Genomic DNA, 18,164 nt, shown 5'->3' with positions numbered 1-18,164 from the left:
GCCCGCCGCCCCCGCGCTTTCCCGGCGCCGCCACCATCCGGACCACCGGTGGCGGCGCCGAGCCGTATCCGCGCTGGTCAACGGTGGTGAGTGTCCGCAATGCGGACAGCTTCGGGAAACAATTGGGCAGGAATCAACCCATCTGTTTTACTGGCTCACATGACTGCGACGACGAACTGGACCCCCACCGGCACCCTGCCGGCAGGTGAGCGTGCCATGTGTCGTCGAATGTGTCACTGCTGAGGGCCACCGCCCCCGGCGCCCCGCTGAGGGCGCCTCCTCCTCGCGCCCCGAAGCGAGACTCCGGCGCCGCTCCCGCCCGTGCGAGCGCGCCCCTCCTCCCGGACCCCTCCCTTTGCCGTGCCCGCCGACCCGCGGGCCCGGGTGACTCGTTAGGGCCACGCCGTCGCGCGGCCCGGCCGTCCAGCGGCCACGATCAAGGGGCGGCAGGTCCGGACCCTCCCGGCGCAGCGCCGTAACGCCGCCGCCGGCCGCAAGCCGGTCGGGCGGTCGGACCACGCCGCCCGCCCCCGACCCACGGAAAGCCGCTGTGATCACCACCACGGACCTGACGAAGGTCTACCGTTCCCGAGGCCGCGAGGTGACCGCCCTCGCCGGTGTCGACCTGCACGTCCGCCCGGGCGAGGTCTACGGAGTCGTCGGCACCAGCGGTGCCGGCAAGTCCACCCTCATCCGCTGCGTGAACATGCTGGAGCGCCCGACCTCCGGCACGGTCACCGTGGACGGGGTCGAGCTGACCGCGCTGTCCGGCGGCGAGAACCGGGCCGGCCGCGAACTGCGCGAGGCCCGCCGCCGGATCGGCATGGTCTTCCAGCACTTCAACCTGCTCTCCTCGCGGACGGTGCAGCAGAACGTCGAGCTCCCGCTGGAGATCGTCGGCCTGGACCGCACCGAGCGCCGCCGCAAGGCCGCCGAGCTGCTGGAGCTGGTCGGCCTCGGCGACAAGGCCCGCAGCTACCCCAACCAGCTCTCCGGCGGCCAGAAGCAGCGCGTCGGTATCGCCCGCGCACTGGCCGGCGACCCGAAGGTGCTGCTCTCCGACGAGGCCACCTCGGCGCTCGACCCGGAGACCACCCGCTCGATCCTCAAGCTGCTGCGCGACCTCAACCAGCAGCTGGGCCTCACCGTCCTGCTGATCACCCACGAGATGGACGTCATCAAGTCCGTCTGCGACTCCGCCGCCCTGATGCGCGGCGGCCGGGTGGTGGAGTCCGGCGAGCTGACCGACCTGCTGGCCAAGCCCGGCTCGGAGCTGGCCCGTGAGCTGTTCCCGCTCAGCGAGTTCGGCACCGGCCACCCCGGCTCGACCGTGCTGGAGATCACCTTCCAGGGCGACAGCTCGGCCCAGCCGTTCGTCTCCCAGCTCGCCCGCACGTACCAGATCGACATCAACATCCTCGGCGCCGCGGTGGAGACCATCGCCGGCCGGATGGTCGGCCGGATGCGGGTCGAGCTGCCGGGCGGCCACCAGGACAACGTGGTGCCGATCGGCTACCTGCGCGAGCAGGGCCTGCAGGTGGACGTGATCGGTACGGCGAACGGAGCGGTGGCATGACCTGGGACCAGATGTGGGAGCTGATGTGGCCCGCCACCCAGGAGACCTTCCAGATGGTCGGGGTGTCCGCGCTCGTCACCGTGCTGCTCGGCCTGCCGCTGGGCGTGCTCCTGGTGCTCACCGACAAGGGCGGCCTGCTGGCCAACCGGGCCGTCAACAAGGCCATCGGCTTCGTCGTGAACATCGCCCGTTCGGTGCCGTTCATCATCCTGATGATCGCGCTGATCTCCTTCACCCGCTGGCTGGTCGGCACCTCCATCGGCTGGCAGGCGGCGACGGTGCCGCTGACCATCGGCGCCATCCCGTTCTTCGCCCGCCTGGTCGAGACCTCCGTCCGCGAGGTCGACAAGGGGCTGGTCGAGGCGGTCCAGTCGATGGGCGGCAGCACCTGGACGATCGTCCGCAAGACCCTGCTGCCCGAGGCCCTGCCCGGCATCGTGGCCTCGGTCACCACCACGGTCATCACCCTGGTCAGCTACTCCGCGATGGCCGGCACCGTCGGCGGCGGCGGCCTCGGCACCCTCGCCGTCAACTACGGCTACCAGCGCTTCGAGACCGCCTTCATGTGGGTCATCGTGGCCGAGCTGGTGATCATCGTCACCGCCGTCCAGCTGATCGGCGACTTCGCCGTCCGGCGGCTCTCCCACCGCGGCCGCACCGGCGGCCGGACGCGGCTGCTCGGCCGCACCCCGGCGGCTCCCGACAAGGACCTCGCCGCCTCCTAGACCTCCCTCGTCCGACCCCGGACGCGGCTCCCCGTTCCACGCAGAAAGGCACTTTTCGTGCGCAACGCCCTGAAGTTCACCAGCATCCTCGCCACCGCCGGCGTCGCCCTCTCGCTCGCCGCCTGCGGCAGCTCGGGCTCCTCCTCTTCCTCGGACGCGAACGCGCCGCTGAAGGTCGTGGCCAGCCCCACCCCGCACGGCCAGATCCTGAAGTACGTCAAGGACAACCTCGCGGAGAAGGCGGGCCTCAAGCTCGACATCAAGGAGGTCACCGACTACGTGACCCCCAACACGGCGGTGCAGGACGGTTCGGCCGACGCCAACTACTTCCAGCACGTCCCGTACCTGGAGGACTTCAACAAGAAGCACGGCACGAACATCGTGTCGGTCGAGCCCGTGCACCTGGAGCCGCTGGGCCTCTACTCCAAGAAGGTCAAGGCGATCGGCGACCTCGCGGACGGCGCCACCATCGGCCTGCCGAACGACGCCACCAACGAGGGCCGGGCGCTCAAGCTGCTCGCCGACAACAAGCTGATCACCCTCAAGGACGGCGTCACCACCACCGCCACCCCGGCGGACGTGACCGGCAACCCGAAGAACTTCAAGTGGAAGGAGCTGGAGGCCGCCCAGCTGCCCCGCTCCGTCGCCGACCTCGACGCCGCCGTCATCAACGGCAACTACGCGATCGACTCCGGCCTGAAGCCGGCCACCGACGCCCTGGTGCTGGAGAAGGCCGAGGGCAACCCGTACGCCAACATCCTCGCCGTCAAGAAGGGCAAGGAGAACGACCCGCGGGTCAAGAAGCTGGCCGAGCTGCTGCACTCCGACGAGGTCAAGAAGTACATCGACGACACCTTCCAGGGCTCGGTCATCCCGGCCTTCTGATCGTCGTACGGTCATACCTCGTAACGCCCGACCGGGCCCCCACCGCACCGCGACGGGGGCCCGGTCGGGCAGTATGCAGCAGGGACACTCCGACCGACCGCGTTCTGACGTACCGTCGTGCGGGCAGCGCACCGCGTGGCACCCGGGGCACGCCGGAGGCGTACGGTGTTGTGTTCACGACCCGGCGAGGAGAGACGGCATGGCAGCGAGCTTCCCCGAGACCGCCATCAGCACCGAACGGCTGCTGCTGCGACCCCTTGCGGAGGACGACGCCCCCGGCCTGGCCACGATGATGGCCGACGACCTCGTGCTCGCCTGGACGGACCTGCCGCACCCCTTCACCGAGGAGTACGCGGCCGAGCTCGCCCGCACCCTCGCCCCCGCCCACCGGGCCGCCGGCCGCGGCATCGTCTTCGCCGTCACCGAGCACCTCACCCAGCGCCTGGTCGGCCTGGTCGAGCTGCGCAACACCGACTGGCGGCTGCGCAGCACCGAGATCTCCTACGTCACCGCCGTCTGGGCGCGCGGCGAGGGCTACGCCCCGGAGGCCGTCCTCGGTGTCGCCCAGTGGCTGTTCGAGGACCGCGGCTTCCTGCGCCTGGAACTGCGCACCGCCGCCGGGAACACCGCCGCCCAGCAGGTCGCCCAGAAGATCGGCGGCATCAGCGAGGGCGTGCTGCGCAGCGCCTGGATAGTCCGCGGGGAGTCCGGCGAGGTGCTTCAGGACAGCCGCAGCGACCTCATCCTGTGGAGCCTGCTCCCGGAGGACCTGGAGTCCCCCGAGCTGCACCGCGAGGGCTGGCACGGCGACCACCGCTACGTGCTGCGCGACTGAGACACGCCGCCTGTTCACCCGGCGCGGACATGTGTGCGAGATGTCGGGCTCCGGCCGACCGCACCCGGTAGCCTCTGGACCGGTGCCGCACGACGGCGGATCGAGTGGCGCACCGAGTCGAGGGAGAACGGCCGCAGATGGCTGACCGGATCACGGTCATCGGGTGGGACGGCACACCGCTGACCGAGGCCGCCGGCGCGGCCCTGGCCGCGGCGACCCTGGTCGCCGGCGCCCCCTACCAACTGAACGCCCTCCCGGTGCCGGAGGCCGCCGAACGGATCGCCCTCGGCAACGTCCGGCAGGCCGCCCGCAGGATCGCCGAGCACCGCGGCGCCGCCGTCGTGGTCGCCGAGGGCGACCCGGGGTTCTTCGGGGTGGTGCGCACCCTGCGCCGCCCCGAGTACGGCCTCGAACTGGAAGTGCTGCCCGCCGTCTCCTCGGTGGCCGCCGCCTTCGCCCGGGCCGGCATGCCCTGGGAGGACGCCCAGGTGGTCAGCGCGCACGGCGGACGGCTGCGCCGCGCGGCCAACATCTGCCGGGCCCACCCCAAGGTCGCGGTGCTCACCGCGCCGGGCGCCGGGCCCGCCGAACTCGCCCTGATGCTGCGCGGGGTGCACCGGACCTTCGTGGTCTGCGAGGCCCTCGGCACCCCCGACGAGGACGTCACCGTCCTCACCTCCGACCGGATCGCCGACCACGTGTGGCGCGACCCCAACGTGGTGCTGGTGATCGGCGGCGGCGCCCGGACGGGGGCGGTGGACGAGGCGGCCGGCTGGCTCGCCGGGCGCCCGGTCGGCTACCCCGGCGTGGAACGCGGCTGGGCGCTCCCCGGTGACGCCTACGCGGGCGCCGGGCGCACGGAAGGCGAGCCGGGCGCACCGGAGGCGCTCCCCGCCCACGTGCGCGCCCTGGTGCTGGCCCGGCTCGGTGCCCGCCCCGGGGACCTGGTCTGGTCGGTCGGCGCCGGCAGCGGCGCCCTCGCGGTGGAGGCGGCCCGGTTCGGCGCCGCCGTCGTCGCGGTCGAGGGCTCCCGCTCGGCCTGCGCCCGGCTGACCGTCAACGCCCGCCGCTACGGCGTCGAGGTGGAGGCGGTGTACGGGAGCGGCCCCGAGGTGCTGGGCGGCCTGCCGGAACCGGACGCGGCGGTGGTGGAGTCCGGCGGCCTCGACGTGGTGCGCGCGGTGCTGGCCCGCCGGCCCGAACGGTTCGTCGCGCTGCCCCGGACCCTCACCGAGGCCGAGGAGGTCCACCGGGCGATCGCCGGGGCCGGCTACCGGGCGGACGGCGCGCTGCTCCAGGCGAGCCCGTTGCGGCCGGTGGGGGAGGGCGACGGACTGGCGCTGGGAGCGGGCGGAACCGGCGCGCTGGTCCTCTGGGGTGAGCAGATCGTGTGAAGGCCGTGGGCCCGTCCGGGGCCCGCGCCGGGATCGTCCGGTGGCGCCGACGGTGATCCAGGTCGCATCCGGACACCGATTCGAGAGGTGACCGCGCGGTGCCGGTAGTGTGACGTCCTGGGCGACTGCAAGGGTAGGCGACCCACCCGATTCAGTCGGTTTGTCACCTTTTTGACGCGGTGCAATCCGGTTCCGCTCGAAGTGTGGGCAATTCGACGGGCCTCGTGCCGGACCTGGAGAATGCCGTAGGGTCCGGTGCGGTCGTGCCGGTTGCTCCGGGTTGTCGTTGTTTCAGACGATGCGCCGCCCCCTACGGGCGGTGCGCCGGACCGGGGTGCCGCAGCGCGCCGGATGGACTTGGGCCGCAGCGCCACGGCGCGGCGGCCGCGTGTGGTTAGGGGCGGGCCGGTGCTGGTTCGGCCCGTGCGGATGGGCGCTGCGATCGGTGATCGTGTCGCCGAGGGCGCGGCAGCGGCCTGGAAGGAGCTTTGACAATGACCGATGGCGGCCACGTTCCGGGCGAGGGAATGCCGGAGCACCTGCACGGCGGGCCGGACCCGCTCGGCGGACCGGAGGGCGTCGCGGGCGTTGCACCCCTCCAGGGCGTCGCGACGGACGGCGGGGCGATCCCCAACCCGGCGGCCCCGATCGGCGGTGTCCCCGGCGCGGTGCCCCCGGGCGCGGGCGGCATCCCGCCGCAGGGCCAGTACGGCTACGGCGTTCCCGGCGTGCCGCAGCCAGGCCAGCCCGGCGAGGGCTGGGGCGTCGACCAGGGCGCCCCGCGCCCGGCCTTCCACTTCCTCGACCAGCCCGACACGCCGGACGGCCTGGACGACGAGGACGACGTGCTGCTGATGCCCGGTCCGCAGGGCTCCTGGGGCGAGCCGCTCGCGGCCGTCCCGGCCGAGCAGGTGCCGCTCGCGCCGCAGCACGACGGCACGCCGGTCGAGCCGTCCTGGCCGCCGGTGGACCCGCCGGTGCTCGGCGCCGAGCACGGCGTCCAGCAGCACCCCGTCCAGCAGGCGCAGCAGCCGATGACGCAGGCTCAGCAGCCGCGCCGGCCGCTGCACGCCGGTCCGCCGATCCCGGACCCGTCGCTGATGACCGGCCAGGTGCCGGTCCGCTCGCTGGCCGACCGCGGCCCCTCGCAGGGCGGCACGCCGGCGCACGGCATCCCGGTGGTCGGCCGCCCGCCGATGGCCGAGGCTGCGGCTCCGGCCGTCGCGCCGCAGGCCGTCCCGGCCGCTCCGGCGGCCCCGGTCGTGGAGGGGCAGCAGCTGCCGCAGGCGCAGGACTTCCCGCAGGCCCAGCAGGTCCAGCAGGCTCCGCAGGCCCACGGGGCCCAGCAGGTGCCGCTCGGCGTGCCGCCGGTCGAGACCGTGCTGGCCGTCGAGACGGTCGGGGCGATCGAGGTGATCGAGGTCGTCGAGACGCCGGAGGCCGTCCCGGCGCAGCCCGTGCAGGACGTGACGGCTCCCCAGGCCCCGCAGGCCCCTCAGGCCGCCGAGGTCGTGGAGACCGCCGTCGCGGCCGCGCCGCAGGCCCCCGCGGCCGAGCCGGCTCCGGCCGAGGCCGCCCAGCCGGTGGCCGAGGCGGCCGACGCACCCGTCGCCGAGCCCGTGGCCGCCGAGACCGCCGTCGCTCCCGCCGCTCCTGAGGCCGTCGCCGCCGAGGGCGCTGCCGCCGACGGCGCCGCCGTGCCCGCCGAGCAGCCCGAGGCCGCGGCCCCGGCCGGTCAGCCGCGCCGGATCTCCGCCTTCCTCGCCGCGCCCACCCCGCACGGCCTGCCCAAGGTCGGGGCGGCCGGGCAGGCTCCGGTGGTCGAGGAGACGGCCCCGCAGCAGCCCGCGCCCATAGCGGCCGCCGACGCGCCGCAGGCCGTCGAGGTCGTCGAGGCCGTTGAGGCTGCTCACGTCGCCGAGGCCGTGGCGGGCGCCGAGTCCGCCCCGGTTGCCGAAGCCGCCGAGGTCGCCGAGGCCGCGCAGCAGGCCGAGGTTCCGGCCGAGGCCGTGTCGGAGGCCGTCGCCGAGCCGGTGGCGGAGACCGCCGCGGGCACCGGTGAGATGCCCTCCGGCCAGGCCGTCACCGAGCCCGCGGCCGAGGGCGAGCAGCCGCAGCAGCAGGCCGAGGTCCCGGCCGAGGCCGTCGCCGAGCCGGTCGCGGAGCAGCCCGTGGAGGCGCCGGCGGAGGCCGACGCCGCCGCAGCTGTCGAGCCGGCCGCCGAGGTTCCGGTCGAGGCCGCCCCCGAGGCGGAGGCGGCGCAGCCCGCCGAAGCCGTCGAGGAGCCCGCCGCCGAGGCCGCCGAGGTTGCCGCGCCCGCCGAGGCCGTCGCCGAGCAGCCCGTCGCCGCCGCTCCGGAGTCCGAGGCCCCCGCGGAGCCGGCCGCCGAGCAGGCGCAGGCCCCGGCCGAGCCCGAGGCCGCCGCTGAGCAGCCCGTCGCCGTCGAGGAGCCCGCCGCCGAGGCGGAGCCCGTCCAGGAGCAGGCCGCCGAGGCCCCCGCCGAAGCCGCCGAGCAGCCCCAGGCCGAGCAGCCCGCCGCCGGGACCGTCGAGTCCGGCGAGGTCGCCGAAGCCGGCGAGGCCACGGAGCCCGCCGAAGCCGCCGAGGCCACCGAGGAGCAGCCCGCCGCCGAGGAGCCGCAGGAGCAGCCGGAGCCGCAGCCCGAGGAGCCCGCCGAGCCGCGCGGCCCGGCCGCCCCCGGCTACGACGAGGCCGGCCGCGAGGCCGTCCACCAGGTGATCCGCGAGCGCCGCGACGTACGCAACGGCTTCCGCCCGGACCCGATCCCGCACGAGGTGCTGATCCGCGTCCTGGAGGCCGCCCACACCGCGCCCAGCGTCGGCTACTCGCAGCCCTGGGACTTCGTGGTGATCCGCTCGGCGAAGACCCGCAGGCGGATGCACGCCCTGGCCGAGCGCCAGCGCGAGGCGTTCGCGGACTCGCTGCCCAAGGGCCGGGCCAAGCAGTTCAAGGAAATCAAGATCGAGGCCATCCTCGACACCCCGGTCAACATCGTGGTGACCGCCGACCGCACCCGCGGCGGCCGGCACACCCTGGGCCGGCACACCCAGCCGCAGATGGCCCCGTACTCGGCCGCCCTGGCCGTCGAGAACCTCTGGCTGGCCGCCCGCGCCGAGGGCCTGGGCGTCGGCTGGGTGAGCTTCTTCGACGACGAGGAGCTGGTCCGCGAGCTCGGCCTGCCCGAGCACCTGGAGGTCGTCGCCTACCTGTGCGTCGGCTTCGTCGACGAGTTCCCGGACGAGCCCGAGCTGGAGCAGCAGGGCTGGGCCAAGAAGCGCCCGCTGTCCTGGGTCGTCCACGAGGAGCAGTACGGCAACCGCGCGCTGCCCGGCGAGGAGCCGCAGAGCCTGCTCGCCGACACCCTGCGCGGCATCCGCCCGCTGGACGCCAAGGCGCTCGGCGAGGCCTGGGACCGGCAGAAGCGGATGACCAAGCCGGCCGGCTCGCTCGGCATGCTGGAGATCATCTCCGCCCAGCTGTGCGGCCTGTCCCGCAAGTGCCCGCCGCCGCTCCCGGAGCCCGCCTGCGTGGCGATCTTCGCCGGCGACCACGGCGTGCACGCCCAGGGCGTCAGCCCCTGGCCGCAGGAGGTGACCGCCCAGATGGTCGGCAACTTCCTGGCCGGGGGAGCGGTGATCAACTCCTTCGCCAAGCAGATCGGCACCGAGGTCTGCGTCGTCGACGTCGGCGTCGCCGCCGAACTGCCGGACGCCGTCCAGCAGGGCCGCGCCACCGGCCTGCTGCCGCGCAAGGTCCGCCCCGGCACCGCCGACATGACCCAGGGCCCGGCGATGACCCGCGAGGAGGCCCTCAAGGCCATCGAGGTCGGCATCGAGACCGCCCGCGACCTGGTCGCGGCGGGCAACAAGGCACTGGTCACCGGCGACATGGGGATCGCCAACACCACCGCCTCGGCCGCCCTAATCTCGGTGTTCACCGGCCTCGACCCGGCCGAGGTCACCGGCCGCGGCACCGGCATCGACGACGAGACCCACGCCCGCAAGGTCGAGGTCATCCGCGCCGCGCTGGCCCTGCACCAGCCCGACCCGAGCGACCCGATCGGCGTCCTCGCCGCCGTCGGCGGCCTGGAGCACGCCGCCCTGGCCGGCTTCCTGCTGGGCGCCGCCTCGCTGCGCACCCCGGTGATCCTGGACGGCGTCATCGCCGGTTCCGCCGCGCTGGCCGCCAAGGCCATCGCCCCCGAGGTGCTGGCCGCCTGCATCGCCGGCCACCGCTCCGCCGAGCCCGGCCACCAGGCCGCGCTGGCGAAGCTCGGCCTGCGCCCGCTGATCGACCTGGACCTGCGGCTGGGCGAGGGCACCGGTGCCCTGCTGGCCCTGCCGCTGGTGCAGAGCGCGGCCCGGGCGATGCACGATGTAGCGACCTTCGACTCCGCCGGGGTCACCGAGAAGGCCTGACGCACCCCGTCACCGCTCCGCGGTCCGGCCCGAGGGCGCGCCGGACCGCGGAGCGGTGACGTGCCGTACCGTCCCCACACCCTCATCCCCGATCAGGAGCACCGCCGATGACCGCGCCCACCCCGCACCCGAGCACCGAGGGCCGTACCCCCTACCCGGTGGGCCTGCTGCTGGCCGGCCGCCGCGTCGTCGTGGTCGGCGGCGGCCAGGTCGCCCAGCGGCGGCTGCCCGCCCTGATCGCCTCCGGCGCCGACCTGCACCTGGTGGCGCCCGCCACCACCCCGGCCGTCCAGGCCATGGCCGACGCCGGCGAGCTCACCTGGCACGCCCGCCCGTACCGGGACGGCGACCTCGCCGACACCTGGTACGCCCTGGTGGCCACCGACGACCCGGCCGTCAACGCGGCGGTCAGCGCCGAGGCCGAGCGCGAGCGGGTGTTCTGCTCCCGCAGCGACGACGCCGCCGCGGCCACCGCCTGGACCCCGGCCAGCGGCCGCGACGCGGGCGCCACCGTGGCCGTCCTCACCGGCGACCCGCGCCACTCCGCCGCCCTGCGCGACGCCATCGTGGACGGCCTGCGGGACGGCTCGCTGGCCGCCCGTCAGTACCGCTCGCACGGGGCCGGCGTGGCCCTGGTCGGCGGCGGCCCCGGCGACCCGGACCTGATCACCGTGCGCGGCCGCCGGCTGCTCGCCGACGCCGACGTGGTCGTCACCGACCGCCTCGCCCCGCGCGAGCTGCTCGCCGAACTGCCCGAGCACGTCGAGGTGATCGACGCCTCCAAGATCCCGTACGGCCGGTTCATGGCCCAGGAGGCGATCAACCGCACCCTGGTCGAGCACGCCAAGGCCGGCAAGTTCGTGGTCCGGCTCAAGGGCGGCGACCCGTACGTCTTCGGCCGCGGCGGCGAGGAGCTGCTGGCCTGCGCGGAGGCCGGGCTGCCGGTCACCGTGGTGCCCGGGATCTCCAGCTCGATCAGCGTCCCCGCCGCGGCCGGCGTGCCCGTCACCCACCGCGGCATGACCCACGAGTTCACCGTCATCTCCGGCCACGTCGGCCCGGACGACGAGCGCTCGCTCACCAACTGGGAGGCCGCCGCGCGGATGAGCGGCACCCTGGTGCTGCTGATGGCCGTGGACAAGATCGGCGCGATCGCCGCCCGGCTGGTCGAGTACGGCCGGCCGGAGGACACCCCCGTCGCGATCGTCCAGGAGGGCACCACCGCCGCCCAGCGCCGGGTGGACGCCACCCTCGGAACCGTCGCCGCGGTGGTCGAGGCCGAGGGGGTCAAGCCCCCGGCGGTCATCGTCATCGGCGACGTCGTCAACGTGCTGGCGGCCGCCTTCCAGCAGTAGGCCCGCGGGGGAGTGGGAAGTCGGCCCGGCCGACTTCCTACTCCAGCGGCTGCTCCGTCCAGATGACCTTCCCGGTCGCCGTGTAACGCGTCCCCCAGCGGTCCGCGAACTGCGCGACCAGGAACAGCCCGCGCCCGCCCTCGTCCTCGGTCGCCGCGTACCGCAGGTGCGGCGAGGTGCTGCTGCCGTCCGACACCTCGCAGATCAGCGAACGGTCCCGCAGCAGCCGCACCCGGATCGGCCCTGAGCCGTACCGGATCGCGTTGGTCACCAGCTCGCTCAGGATCAGCTCGGTGACGAACGCCGCCTCCGCCAGCCCCCAGGCCGTCAGCCGCTCCGCCACCGCGGCCCGGACCTCGCGCACCGCCGCCGGGTCGGAGGGCACCTCCCACTGCGCCACCTGCTCCGGCGCCAGCACCCTGGTCCGCGCCACCAGCAGCGCGATGTCGTCCTGCGGGTGCTCCGGCAGCATCGCCCCGAGCACGTCCGCGCAGGTCTGCTCGGGCGTGCGCGGCGGGCCGGCCAGCGCCGCCCGCAGCAGCTCCAGCCCCTCGTCGATGTCCCGCTGCCGGTCCTCCACCAGCCCGTCCGTGTACAGCACCAGCCGGCTGCCCTCGGCCAGCTCCAGCTCGGCGGTCTCGAACGGCAGCACCCCCAGCCCCAGCGGCGGCCCGGTCGGCAGCTCCGGGAACACCACCCGGCCCTGCGGGTCCACCACCGCCGGCGGCGGGTGCCCGGCGGTGGCCAGGGTGCAGCGCCGCGACACCGGGTCGTAGATCGCGTACAGGCAGGTCGCCCCGGCCACCCCGGCGCGCTCGCCGCCCGCCGCCTCGTCCTGGTCGATCCGGCTCACCAGCTCGTCCAGGTGCCCCAGCAGCTCGTCCGGCGGCAGGTCCAGGGTCGAGAAGTTGTGGATCGCCGTCCGCAGCCGGCCCATCGTCGCCGCCGCGTGCAGCCCCTGCCCCACCACGTCCCCGACCACCAGCGCCACCCGCGCGCCCGGCAGCGGGATCACGTCGAACCAGTCCCCGCCCACCCCGGCCTGGGCTGGCAGGTAACGGTGCGCCACGTCCAGCGCCGTCTGCTCCGGCAGCTTGCGCGGCAGCAGGCTGTGCTGGAGCGTCACCGCCATCGCGTGCTCCCGGGTGTAGCGGCGGGCGTTGTCGATGCACACCGCCGCGTGCGCCACCAGCTCCTCGGCCAGCGCCAGGTCCTCCGCCTCGAACGGCTCCGCCCGCTGCGCCCGCCAGAACCGGGCCACCCCCAGCAGCACCCCGCGCGCCCGCAGCGGCACCCGCACCAGCGAGTGCACCCCGTACGCCAGCACCCGCGCCGACCGCTCCGGGTCCTGCTCCCGCCACCGGCCGGCCTCCGCCAGCCGCGGCTCGATGGCCGGCTCCCCGCTGTGCAGCGCCCCGGCCAGCGGGGTCTCGGGCACCACGTCCAGCACCGTGCCGACCGGGTAGAACGGCGCGTCGTCCCGTACCCCCGTCACCGCCGTACGGCGCATCCGCCCCAGCGAGGGGCCCGGCGGCGGCTCCTCGCCGGTCAGCACCTGGTCCGCCAGGTCCACCGTGACGAAGTCCGCGAACCGCGGCACCGTGACCTGCGCCAGCTCCTCCGCCGTCCGCGTCACGTCCAGCGTGCTGCCCACCGTCACCCCGGCGTCGTACAGCAGCCGCAGCCGCCGCTGCGCGCCCTCCGCCCGGCCGGACAGCGCCGCCAGCTCCGTGGAGTCGCGCAGCGTGGCGACCCGGCCGGGCGGGCCGCCCGGCTGGTCGATCAGCCGGACGTTCACCGCCAGCAGCCGCTCCCCGGACAGCACCACCTCGTCGGTCACCGGGCGCTCGGCGGTCAGCAGGTCCAGCGGCCGCTGCTCCAGGCCCAGCCCGGCCACCGGGCGGCCCTCGGCGTCCGGCGGCAGGTCCAGCAGCCGGCGCGCCTCGTCGTTGCAGAGCAGCAGCCGGCCGTCCCCGCCGAGGATCATCACGCCCTCGCGCACCGCGTGCAGCACCGCCGCGTGGTGCTCGTACATCCTGGTCATCTCGACCGGGCCCAGCCCGTGCGTCTGGCGCCGCAGCCTGCGGCTGACCAGCGCCGTCCCGAGCGTGGCCAGCCCCACCGCGGCCGCCGCCGCGCCCAGCACCACCGGAAGCTGGCGCTCGCTGGCGCTGCTGACGCTCTTCAGCGTCACACCCGCCGAGACCAGCCCGACCACCGAACCGTCCGGCGCGTACACCGGGACCACCGCCTGCACCAGCGAGCCGAGCGTGCCCGAGACGCGCTGGGTCACCACCTGCCCGTGCAGCGCGGGCTCGTAGGTGCCGACGAACTTCCGGCCGATCAGCGCCGGGTTCGGGTGGGTGTAGCGGATGCCCTGGTTGTTCAGCACGACGATGAAGTCCACGCCCGCGGCGACCCGCGCGGACTGCGCCCTCGGCTGCAGGACGGCCGTCGGGTCGGGGGAGCGCAGCGCGTCGACGATGCCCGGCGAACTGGCGAAGGTCTGCGCCACCGCCACCGAACGGTTGCGCGCCTCGTGCTCGGCGTCGTTGCGCGACTGCACCACCAGCGCCACCGCGGCCGCCACCACCAGCAGCAGCACGACCAGGATCTGGAGCGCGAACACCTGCCCCGCCACCGACCGGTGCCACACGGGCCACCGCGGCTTCGCGTGCGGCAGCTGCGGCCGACCGTGTGGGCGCCCACCGGGGGAGCCGGCGGAGCCAGTGGCGCCAGAGGCCGACGGAGCCCAGGATCGGCCCGGATTTCGGGCCATACGGTCATATTTGCACTACGGCCAGCCGGGGACCACCCGCCCCCTCCGCCGTTTGGCCTTCCCCGCCCGGGCTTGGCAAGATCGCAGGGTGTCCGAACCCCGCACCATCACCGACCCGGCCGACCCCCGCCTCGCCGACTACACCGGCCTCACCGACGTCGAGCTGCGCCGCCGCCGCGAACCCGCCGAGGGCCTCTTCATCGCCGAGGGGGAGAAGGTCATCCGCCGCGCCCTCGCCGCCGGCTACCGGATGCGGTCGATGCTGCTCACCTCCAAGTGGCTGGAGGTGATGGGCGACGTCATCGCCGAGGCCGACGCCCCCGTCCACGTGGTCGAGCCCGCCCTCGCCGAAGCCGTCACCGGCTACCACGTGCACCGCGGCGCCCTCGCCTCGATGGAGCGCAAGCCCCTTCCGGACGCCGCCGAGGTGCTCGCCGGCGCCCGCCGGGTCGCCGTCCTGGAAGGCCTGGTCGACCACACCAACCTCGGCGCCATCTTCCGCAGCGCCGCCGCCCTCGGCATGGACGCCGTCCTGCTCTCGCCCGACTGCGCCGACCCGCTCTACCGGCGCGCCGTCAAGGTCTCCATGGGCGCGGTCTTCGCCGTCCCGTACGCCCGCCTCGACCCCTGGCCCGCCGCCCTCGACACCGTCCGCGAGGCCGGCTTCACCCTGCTCGCCCTCACCCCCGCCGACACCGCCGTCGACCTCCACACCCTCGCCCCGCACAGCCTCCCCAAGGCCGCCCTCATGCTCGGCGCCGAGGGCGACGGCCTCACCCCCCGCGCCATCGCCGCCGCCCACCACCCCGTCCGCATCCCGATGGCCCACGGCATCGACTCCCTCAACGTCGGCGCCGCCGCCGCCGTCGCCTTCTACGCCGTCACCACCCCCTGACTCCCTCACCGGCGCGCGAGAAGTCGCCCCACCCGACTTCCCACGCGCTGCCCGGCCCCTGACACCGCAACCACGGCCCCACCCCCAAAAGCCGGCCCACCCGACTTCCCACGCCGCGCCCCGCCCACTCGACGCCTCGCCAGGTGCCGCCGCACCACCAGAAGTCGGCCCGCCCGACTTTTCGCGCATGCCCGCTCTTGCCGGGGCCACCTGCCGGGCACCTGGCCACAGCGAGGCCCGGGGATCACCCGACACCGGAAGTCGGTCCGCTCGACTTTTCGCGCAATGCCCCCGCCCGCGCATGCCTTCGCAGCGGCCGCCGCACAACCGGGAGCCGGCCCGGAGGCTTCAGCCGGTGGGGGAGGTGGGCGGGGCCGGGGCGGCGGCGGGGGGCGGGGTGGTGGCGGCGCCGGTCCAGGATTCGTCGAGGGTGCCGTCGGGACGGACGGCGTAGCGGGTGGAGGTGACGGTGCCGGTGGCGGCCGCACGTTCCTCGCGGACGACCGTGCTGCCGTCCAGTCGCCAGCTGGCCGTCGCCTGCGGGTCCGCCACCGAGGTGCGGGAGGTGGTGGCGGCCGGGGCGTCCCCGGTGAAGGTGTAGAGCTGGACGAGGTCGACCGGGGCCGAGCCCTCCACCCGTCGCAGGACGACCACCGCGGCCGGCAGGCCCTTGTACCGGGCCGGCAGCACCGCGCTCAGCGCGACCTGGGGCCCGGCGCCGACCGAGTGCCCGTTCTGCAGGGCGATGGCTGGCCCGCCGGCCCCGTCGAGGTAGCTGCGGTTGGGCCAGTCCACGGCCGGCAGCGGCGCCTGGGGGGCCGTCAGCCCGCCGTCCGTACCGCCGCGTGCCGCTGCCGGGAGGGGGGTGGTCGAGGCCTGCGGCGCGACGTCCGCCGATGTCCCGGGCACGGCCTGCTCGCCGCCGGAGCCGGTGTTGGTCACCACCGCGGCCGGTGGCCGCACGCTCCGGTTGTCCCGGTTCTCGCACCCCTGGGCCGCCGCGATGGCCAGCGCCACCCCGATGGTCACGGTGACGAAGACGACCAGCCGCTGCCGGAGCAGCCGTTGCCGCGCGGCGCCGGGCCGCCCGCCGGGGGCGGGGGTGTGCTGGCGGTCCCGGGGACGCACCCGCTCGCGGGCGTCGCGGGGGTCACGGGCGTCGCGGGGCCCGGGCCGGGCCGGGGGTGGGGTCTGCGGTCGGTCCGGGCGTGCCCGCAGCGGCCGGGTGACCGGTGTCGGCTCGGGCCGGGGGAGTGGGGCGCCCGGTCCCTGGGGGCGCCGTCCGGCGGCCCCGGCGGCCTGCGCGCCGGGGCGGCCCGCCGCCGCTCGGGCCCGGGCCGCGGCGGGTGGTTCGGGCGAGCGCCCGGGGGCGGGCACGCCCGGCCGGCCGTTCTCCTGCGGGGCCTGGGCCGGGGCGGGGACCGGCGCGGGGCCGCCCCGTCCGGCTCGCGCCGCGCGGGTGGTGCCGGAGGCCCCGGCCGCGGTCCCGCGCGCGGCCAGTTCGCTGAGCCGCTCGTGCAGTGCGGCGGCCCCGGGCCGTTCGGCGGGTTCCTTGGCCAGGCAGGCCCGGATCAGCGGCGCCAGTTGCGGCGGTACGGCGGCGAGGTCGGGCTCCTCGTGGACGACCCGGTACAGCATCACTTCGGAGGACGCCCCGGAGCCGAACGGGGTGTCCCCGGTGAGCGCGTAGGCGAGGGTGGCCCCGAAGGCGAAGACGTCGGTGGCGGGGGTGACGGCGGCCCCGCGCACCTGCTCGGGCGCGAGGAAGCCGGGGGAGCCGACGGCGGTGCCGACGTGGGTGAGGGTGCTGGCGCCGCGCGACCACGCGATGCCGAAGTCGATGATGCGCGGGCCCCGGGGCGAGAGCAGGATGTTGGAGGGCTTGAGGTCCCGGTGGACCACTCCGGCCTCGTGCACCTTGACCAGTCCGTCGGCCAGCGCGGCCCCGATCCGGGCGGCCTCGGGCCAGTTCAGCGGTCCTTCGTCGCCGACCCGCTTGTACAGCGAGGGCCCGGGGACGTACGCGGTGGCGAGCCAGGGCCGTTCGGTCTCGATGTCCGAGCCGACCACGCGCGCGGTGCAGCCGCCCCGGATCCGGGAGGCGGCGGCGATCTCGCGGGCGAAGCGGGTGCGGAACTCCTGGTCCTCGGCGAGTTCGGCGCGGATCAGCTTGAGGGCGACGCGCTGCCCGCGGCGGTCGGAGCCGAGGTAGACCACGCCCATGCCGCCGGCGCCCAGTCGCCGGTGCAGGCGGTACGGCCCGACGATGCGGGGGTCCTCACGCCTCAGCCGCATCATCGCCATGTTTCGTTCCCCGTCAGCCGGTGGGTGAGGCCCCGTCGGTTGGGCCATCGTCAGTTTCTGTCTGGCACAGCTTACGGACTGCCCGCTGCGGTGTGCTGATACGCAACACCCGTAGCCACCGTGCGATTGTCGGATCTTGCGCTGACCTGCAGGTCACAGGGCCGTCGGAGGGCCTCTCGGGGTTGCCCCTCAGGGTTCCCCCGGGGGTCGGATGAGCCCGCTGTCCCCCTGCGGTAGTAGGCCTCAAGTCCGATCGTCATCCTCCGGGACGTCCGAGGAACAGTACGACGGCATGACGCCCGGAGGGGCCCCCGACCAATAGCGTTGTGCTCAGCGGTGGACGGGGAGCTCGTCCCCCGAGGTAAGCCGTCCACCGCGCCAACTCGACCGGATCAGGAGCCAGGACATGCCACCGCAGCTCACGGGAACCCCCCGCCGCCGTCGGCAGGCCTCCCTCCGGACGGGGTCCGCCGAGCAGCCCACGCGGCACCCCGCCGTGGCGTTGGCCATGGCCCTGCCGTGCGCCGTGCTGCTGGTGCTGCTCTTCGGAGGGTGGGAGCAGATGGCGAACCAGGCCCAGGCCGTCGCCGATCTGATCGCCCGCTGAGCAGGGGAAAGAAGGACACCGGCCCCGAGGCCGGTCGAAGACGGGCACCGAACCCCTGGGGACGGGGAGCGGTGCCGCCGGGGAGGCCGCGGCCGCGATGACACGCGGACGGGCGTGGGCGGTGCGCAGAGCGCCCCGGCAGGCGGAGACGCCGCGTACGGACGTCGGTGAGGGCGTCCGTACGCGGCTCTTCTCTTTTCCCGGCGCTTCCCCGCCGGAGGCCCGGCGCCCGGAACCACCCGAACGGGACGACAAAAGGCCGGGGCCGCGACCCTTACGGATCGCGGCCCCGGCCGTTACTGTGCGCGATACTGGGATTGAACCAGTGACCCCTACCGTGTCAAGGTAGTGCTCTCCCGCTGAGCTAATC

At 75.2% G+C, this 18,164-nt stretch carries 10 protein-coding genes and 1 pseudogene; 9 read left to right on the top strand and 2 right to left on the bottom strand.

From position 1 onward, the window contains the following. The first annotated feature begins 550 nt into the window (after nt 1–550). From ACLWS4_RS23800 to cobA, 7 genes are all read left to right on the top strand, one after another. Nucleotides 551–1,576 (top strand): methionine ABC transporter ATP-binding protein, encoded by a 1,026-nt coding sequence (locus tag ACLWS4_RS23800; RefSeq protein WP_074002359.1) that lies wholly within the window; start codon nt 551–553, stop codon nt 1,574–1,576. Further along, entirely contained in the window at nt 1,573–2,301 is a 729-nt protein-coding gene (locus tag ACLWS4_RS23795) for a methionine ABC transporter permease (RefSeq protein ID WP_049652064.1), read from the top strand. Before ACLWS4_RS23800 ends, ACLWS4_RS23795 begins: the two co-directional genes overlap by 4 nt. Before the next feature lie 57 nt (nt 2,302–2,358). Continuing rightward, nucleotides 2,359–3,186: a MetQ/NlpA family ABC transporter substrate-binding protein gene (locus ACLWS4_RS23790; protein WP_074002360.1), complete on the top strand. Its 828-nt coding sequence runs from the start codon at nt 2,359–2,361 to the stop codon at nt 3,184–3,186. 199 nt (nt 3,187–3,385) lie between these two features. Further along, complete coding sequence (locus ACLWS4_RS23785) at nt 3,386–4,021, top strand: GNAT family N-acetyltransferase (protein WP_049652062.1); 636 nt, start codon at nt 3,386–3,388, stop codon at nt 4,019–4,021. A gap of 137 nt (nt 4,022–4,158) precedes the next feature. Continuing rightward, nucleotides 4,159–5,415, top strand: a complete 1,257-nt coding sequence (cbiE, locus tag ACLWS4_RS23780) for a precorrin-6y C5,15-methyltransferase (decarboxylating) subunit CbiE (protein ID WP_107418731.1) — start codon at nt 4,159–4,161, stop codon at nt 5,413–5,415. A 494-nt stretch (nt 5,416–5,909) separates the two neighbouring features. Continuing rightward, nucleotides 5,910–9,854, top strand: a complete 3,945-nt coding sequence (cobT, locus tag ACLWS4_RS23775) for a nicotinate-nucleotide--dimethylbenzimidazole phosphoribosyltransferase (protein WP_416875185.1) — start codon at nt 5,910–5,912, stop codon at nt 9,852–9,854. Between the two features lie 107 nt (nt 9,855–9,961). Beyond that, the gene (cobA, locus tag ACLWS4_RS23770) at nt 9,962–11,209 is read left to right on the top strand and encodes a uroporphyrinogen-III C-methyltransferase (protein WP_416875184.1); all 1,248 of its coding nucleotides are present in this window, start codon (nt 9,962–9,964) and stop codon (nt 11,207–11,209) included. 37 nt (nt 11,210–11,246) lie between these two features. Here cobA and ACLWS4_RS23765 read toward each other — a convergent pair whose 3' ends face one another. Next, a complete protein-coding gene (locus ACLWS4_RS23765) occupies nt 11,247–13,988 on the bottom strand; it encodes a SpoIIE family protein phosphatase (protein ID WP_387966757.1) in 2,742 nt (913 codons plus the stop codon). Between the two features lie 88 nt (nt 13,989–14,076). On the opposite strand from ACLWS4_RS23765, the gene ACLWS4_RS23760 reads away from it, so the two are divergent. Then, the gene (locus ACLWS4_RS23760) at nt 14,077–14,883 is read left to right on the top strand and encodes a TrmH family RNA methyltransferase (RefSeq protein WP_049658657.1); all 807 of its coding nucleotides are present in this window, start codon (nt 14,077–14,079) and stop codon (nt 14,881–14,883) included. Nucleotides 14,884–15,864: 981 nt separating this feature from the next. Here ACLWS4_RS23760 and ACLWS4_RS23755 read toward each other — a convergent pair. Continuing rightward, nucleotides 15,865–17,187: pseudogene (locus tag ACLWS4_RS23755) on the bottom strand (protein kinase domain-containing protein); the annotation flags it as partial. A 406-nt stretch (nt 17,188–17,593) separates the two neighbouring features. Here ACLWS4_RS23755 and ACLWS4_RS23750 point away from each other — a divergent pair. Continuing rightward, nucleotides 17,594–17,794 (top strand): hypothetical protein, encoded by a 201-nt coding sequence (locus tag ACLWS4_RS23750; RefSeq protein ID WP_049656200.1) that lies wholly within the window; start codon nt 17,594–17,596, stop codon nt 17,792–17,794. Nucleotides 17,795–18,164: the final 370 nt, after the last annotated feature.

It is taken from the genome of Kitasatospora sp. SC0581, assembly GCF_048159585.1.
Taxonomy (GTDB): Bacteria; Actinomycetota; Actinomycetes; order Streptomycetales; family Streptomycetaceae; genus Kitasatospora.
Note: the sequence above shows the minus strand (reverse complement) of the source record. Positions and strands in the feature narration are given on the sequence as shown.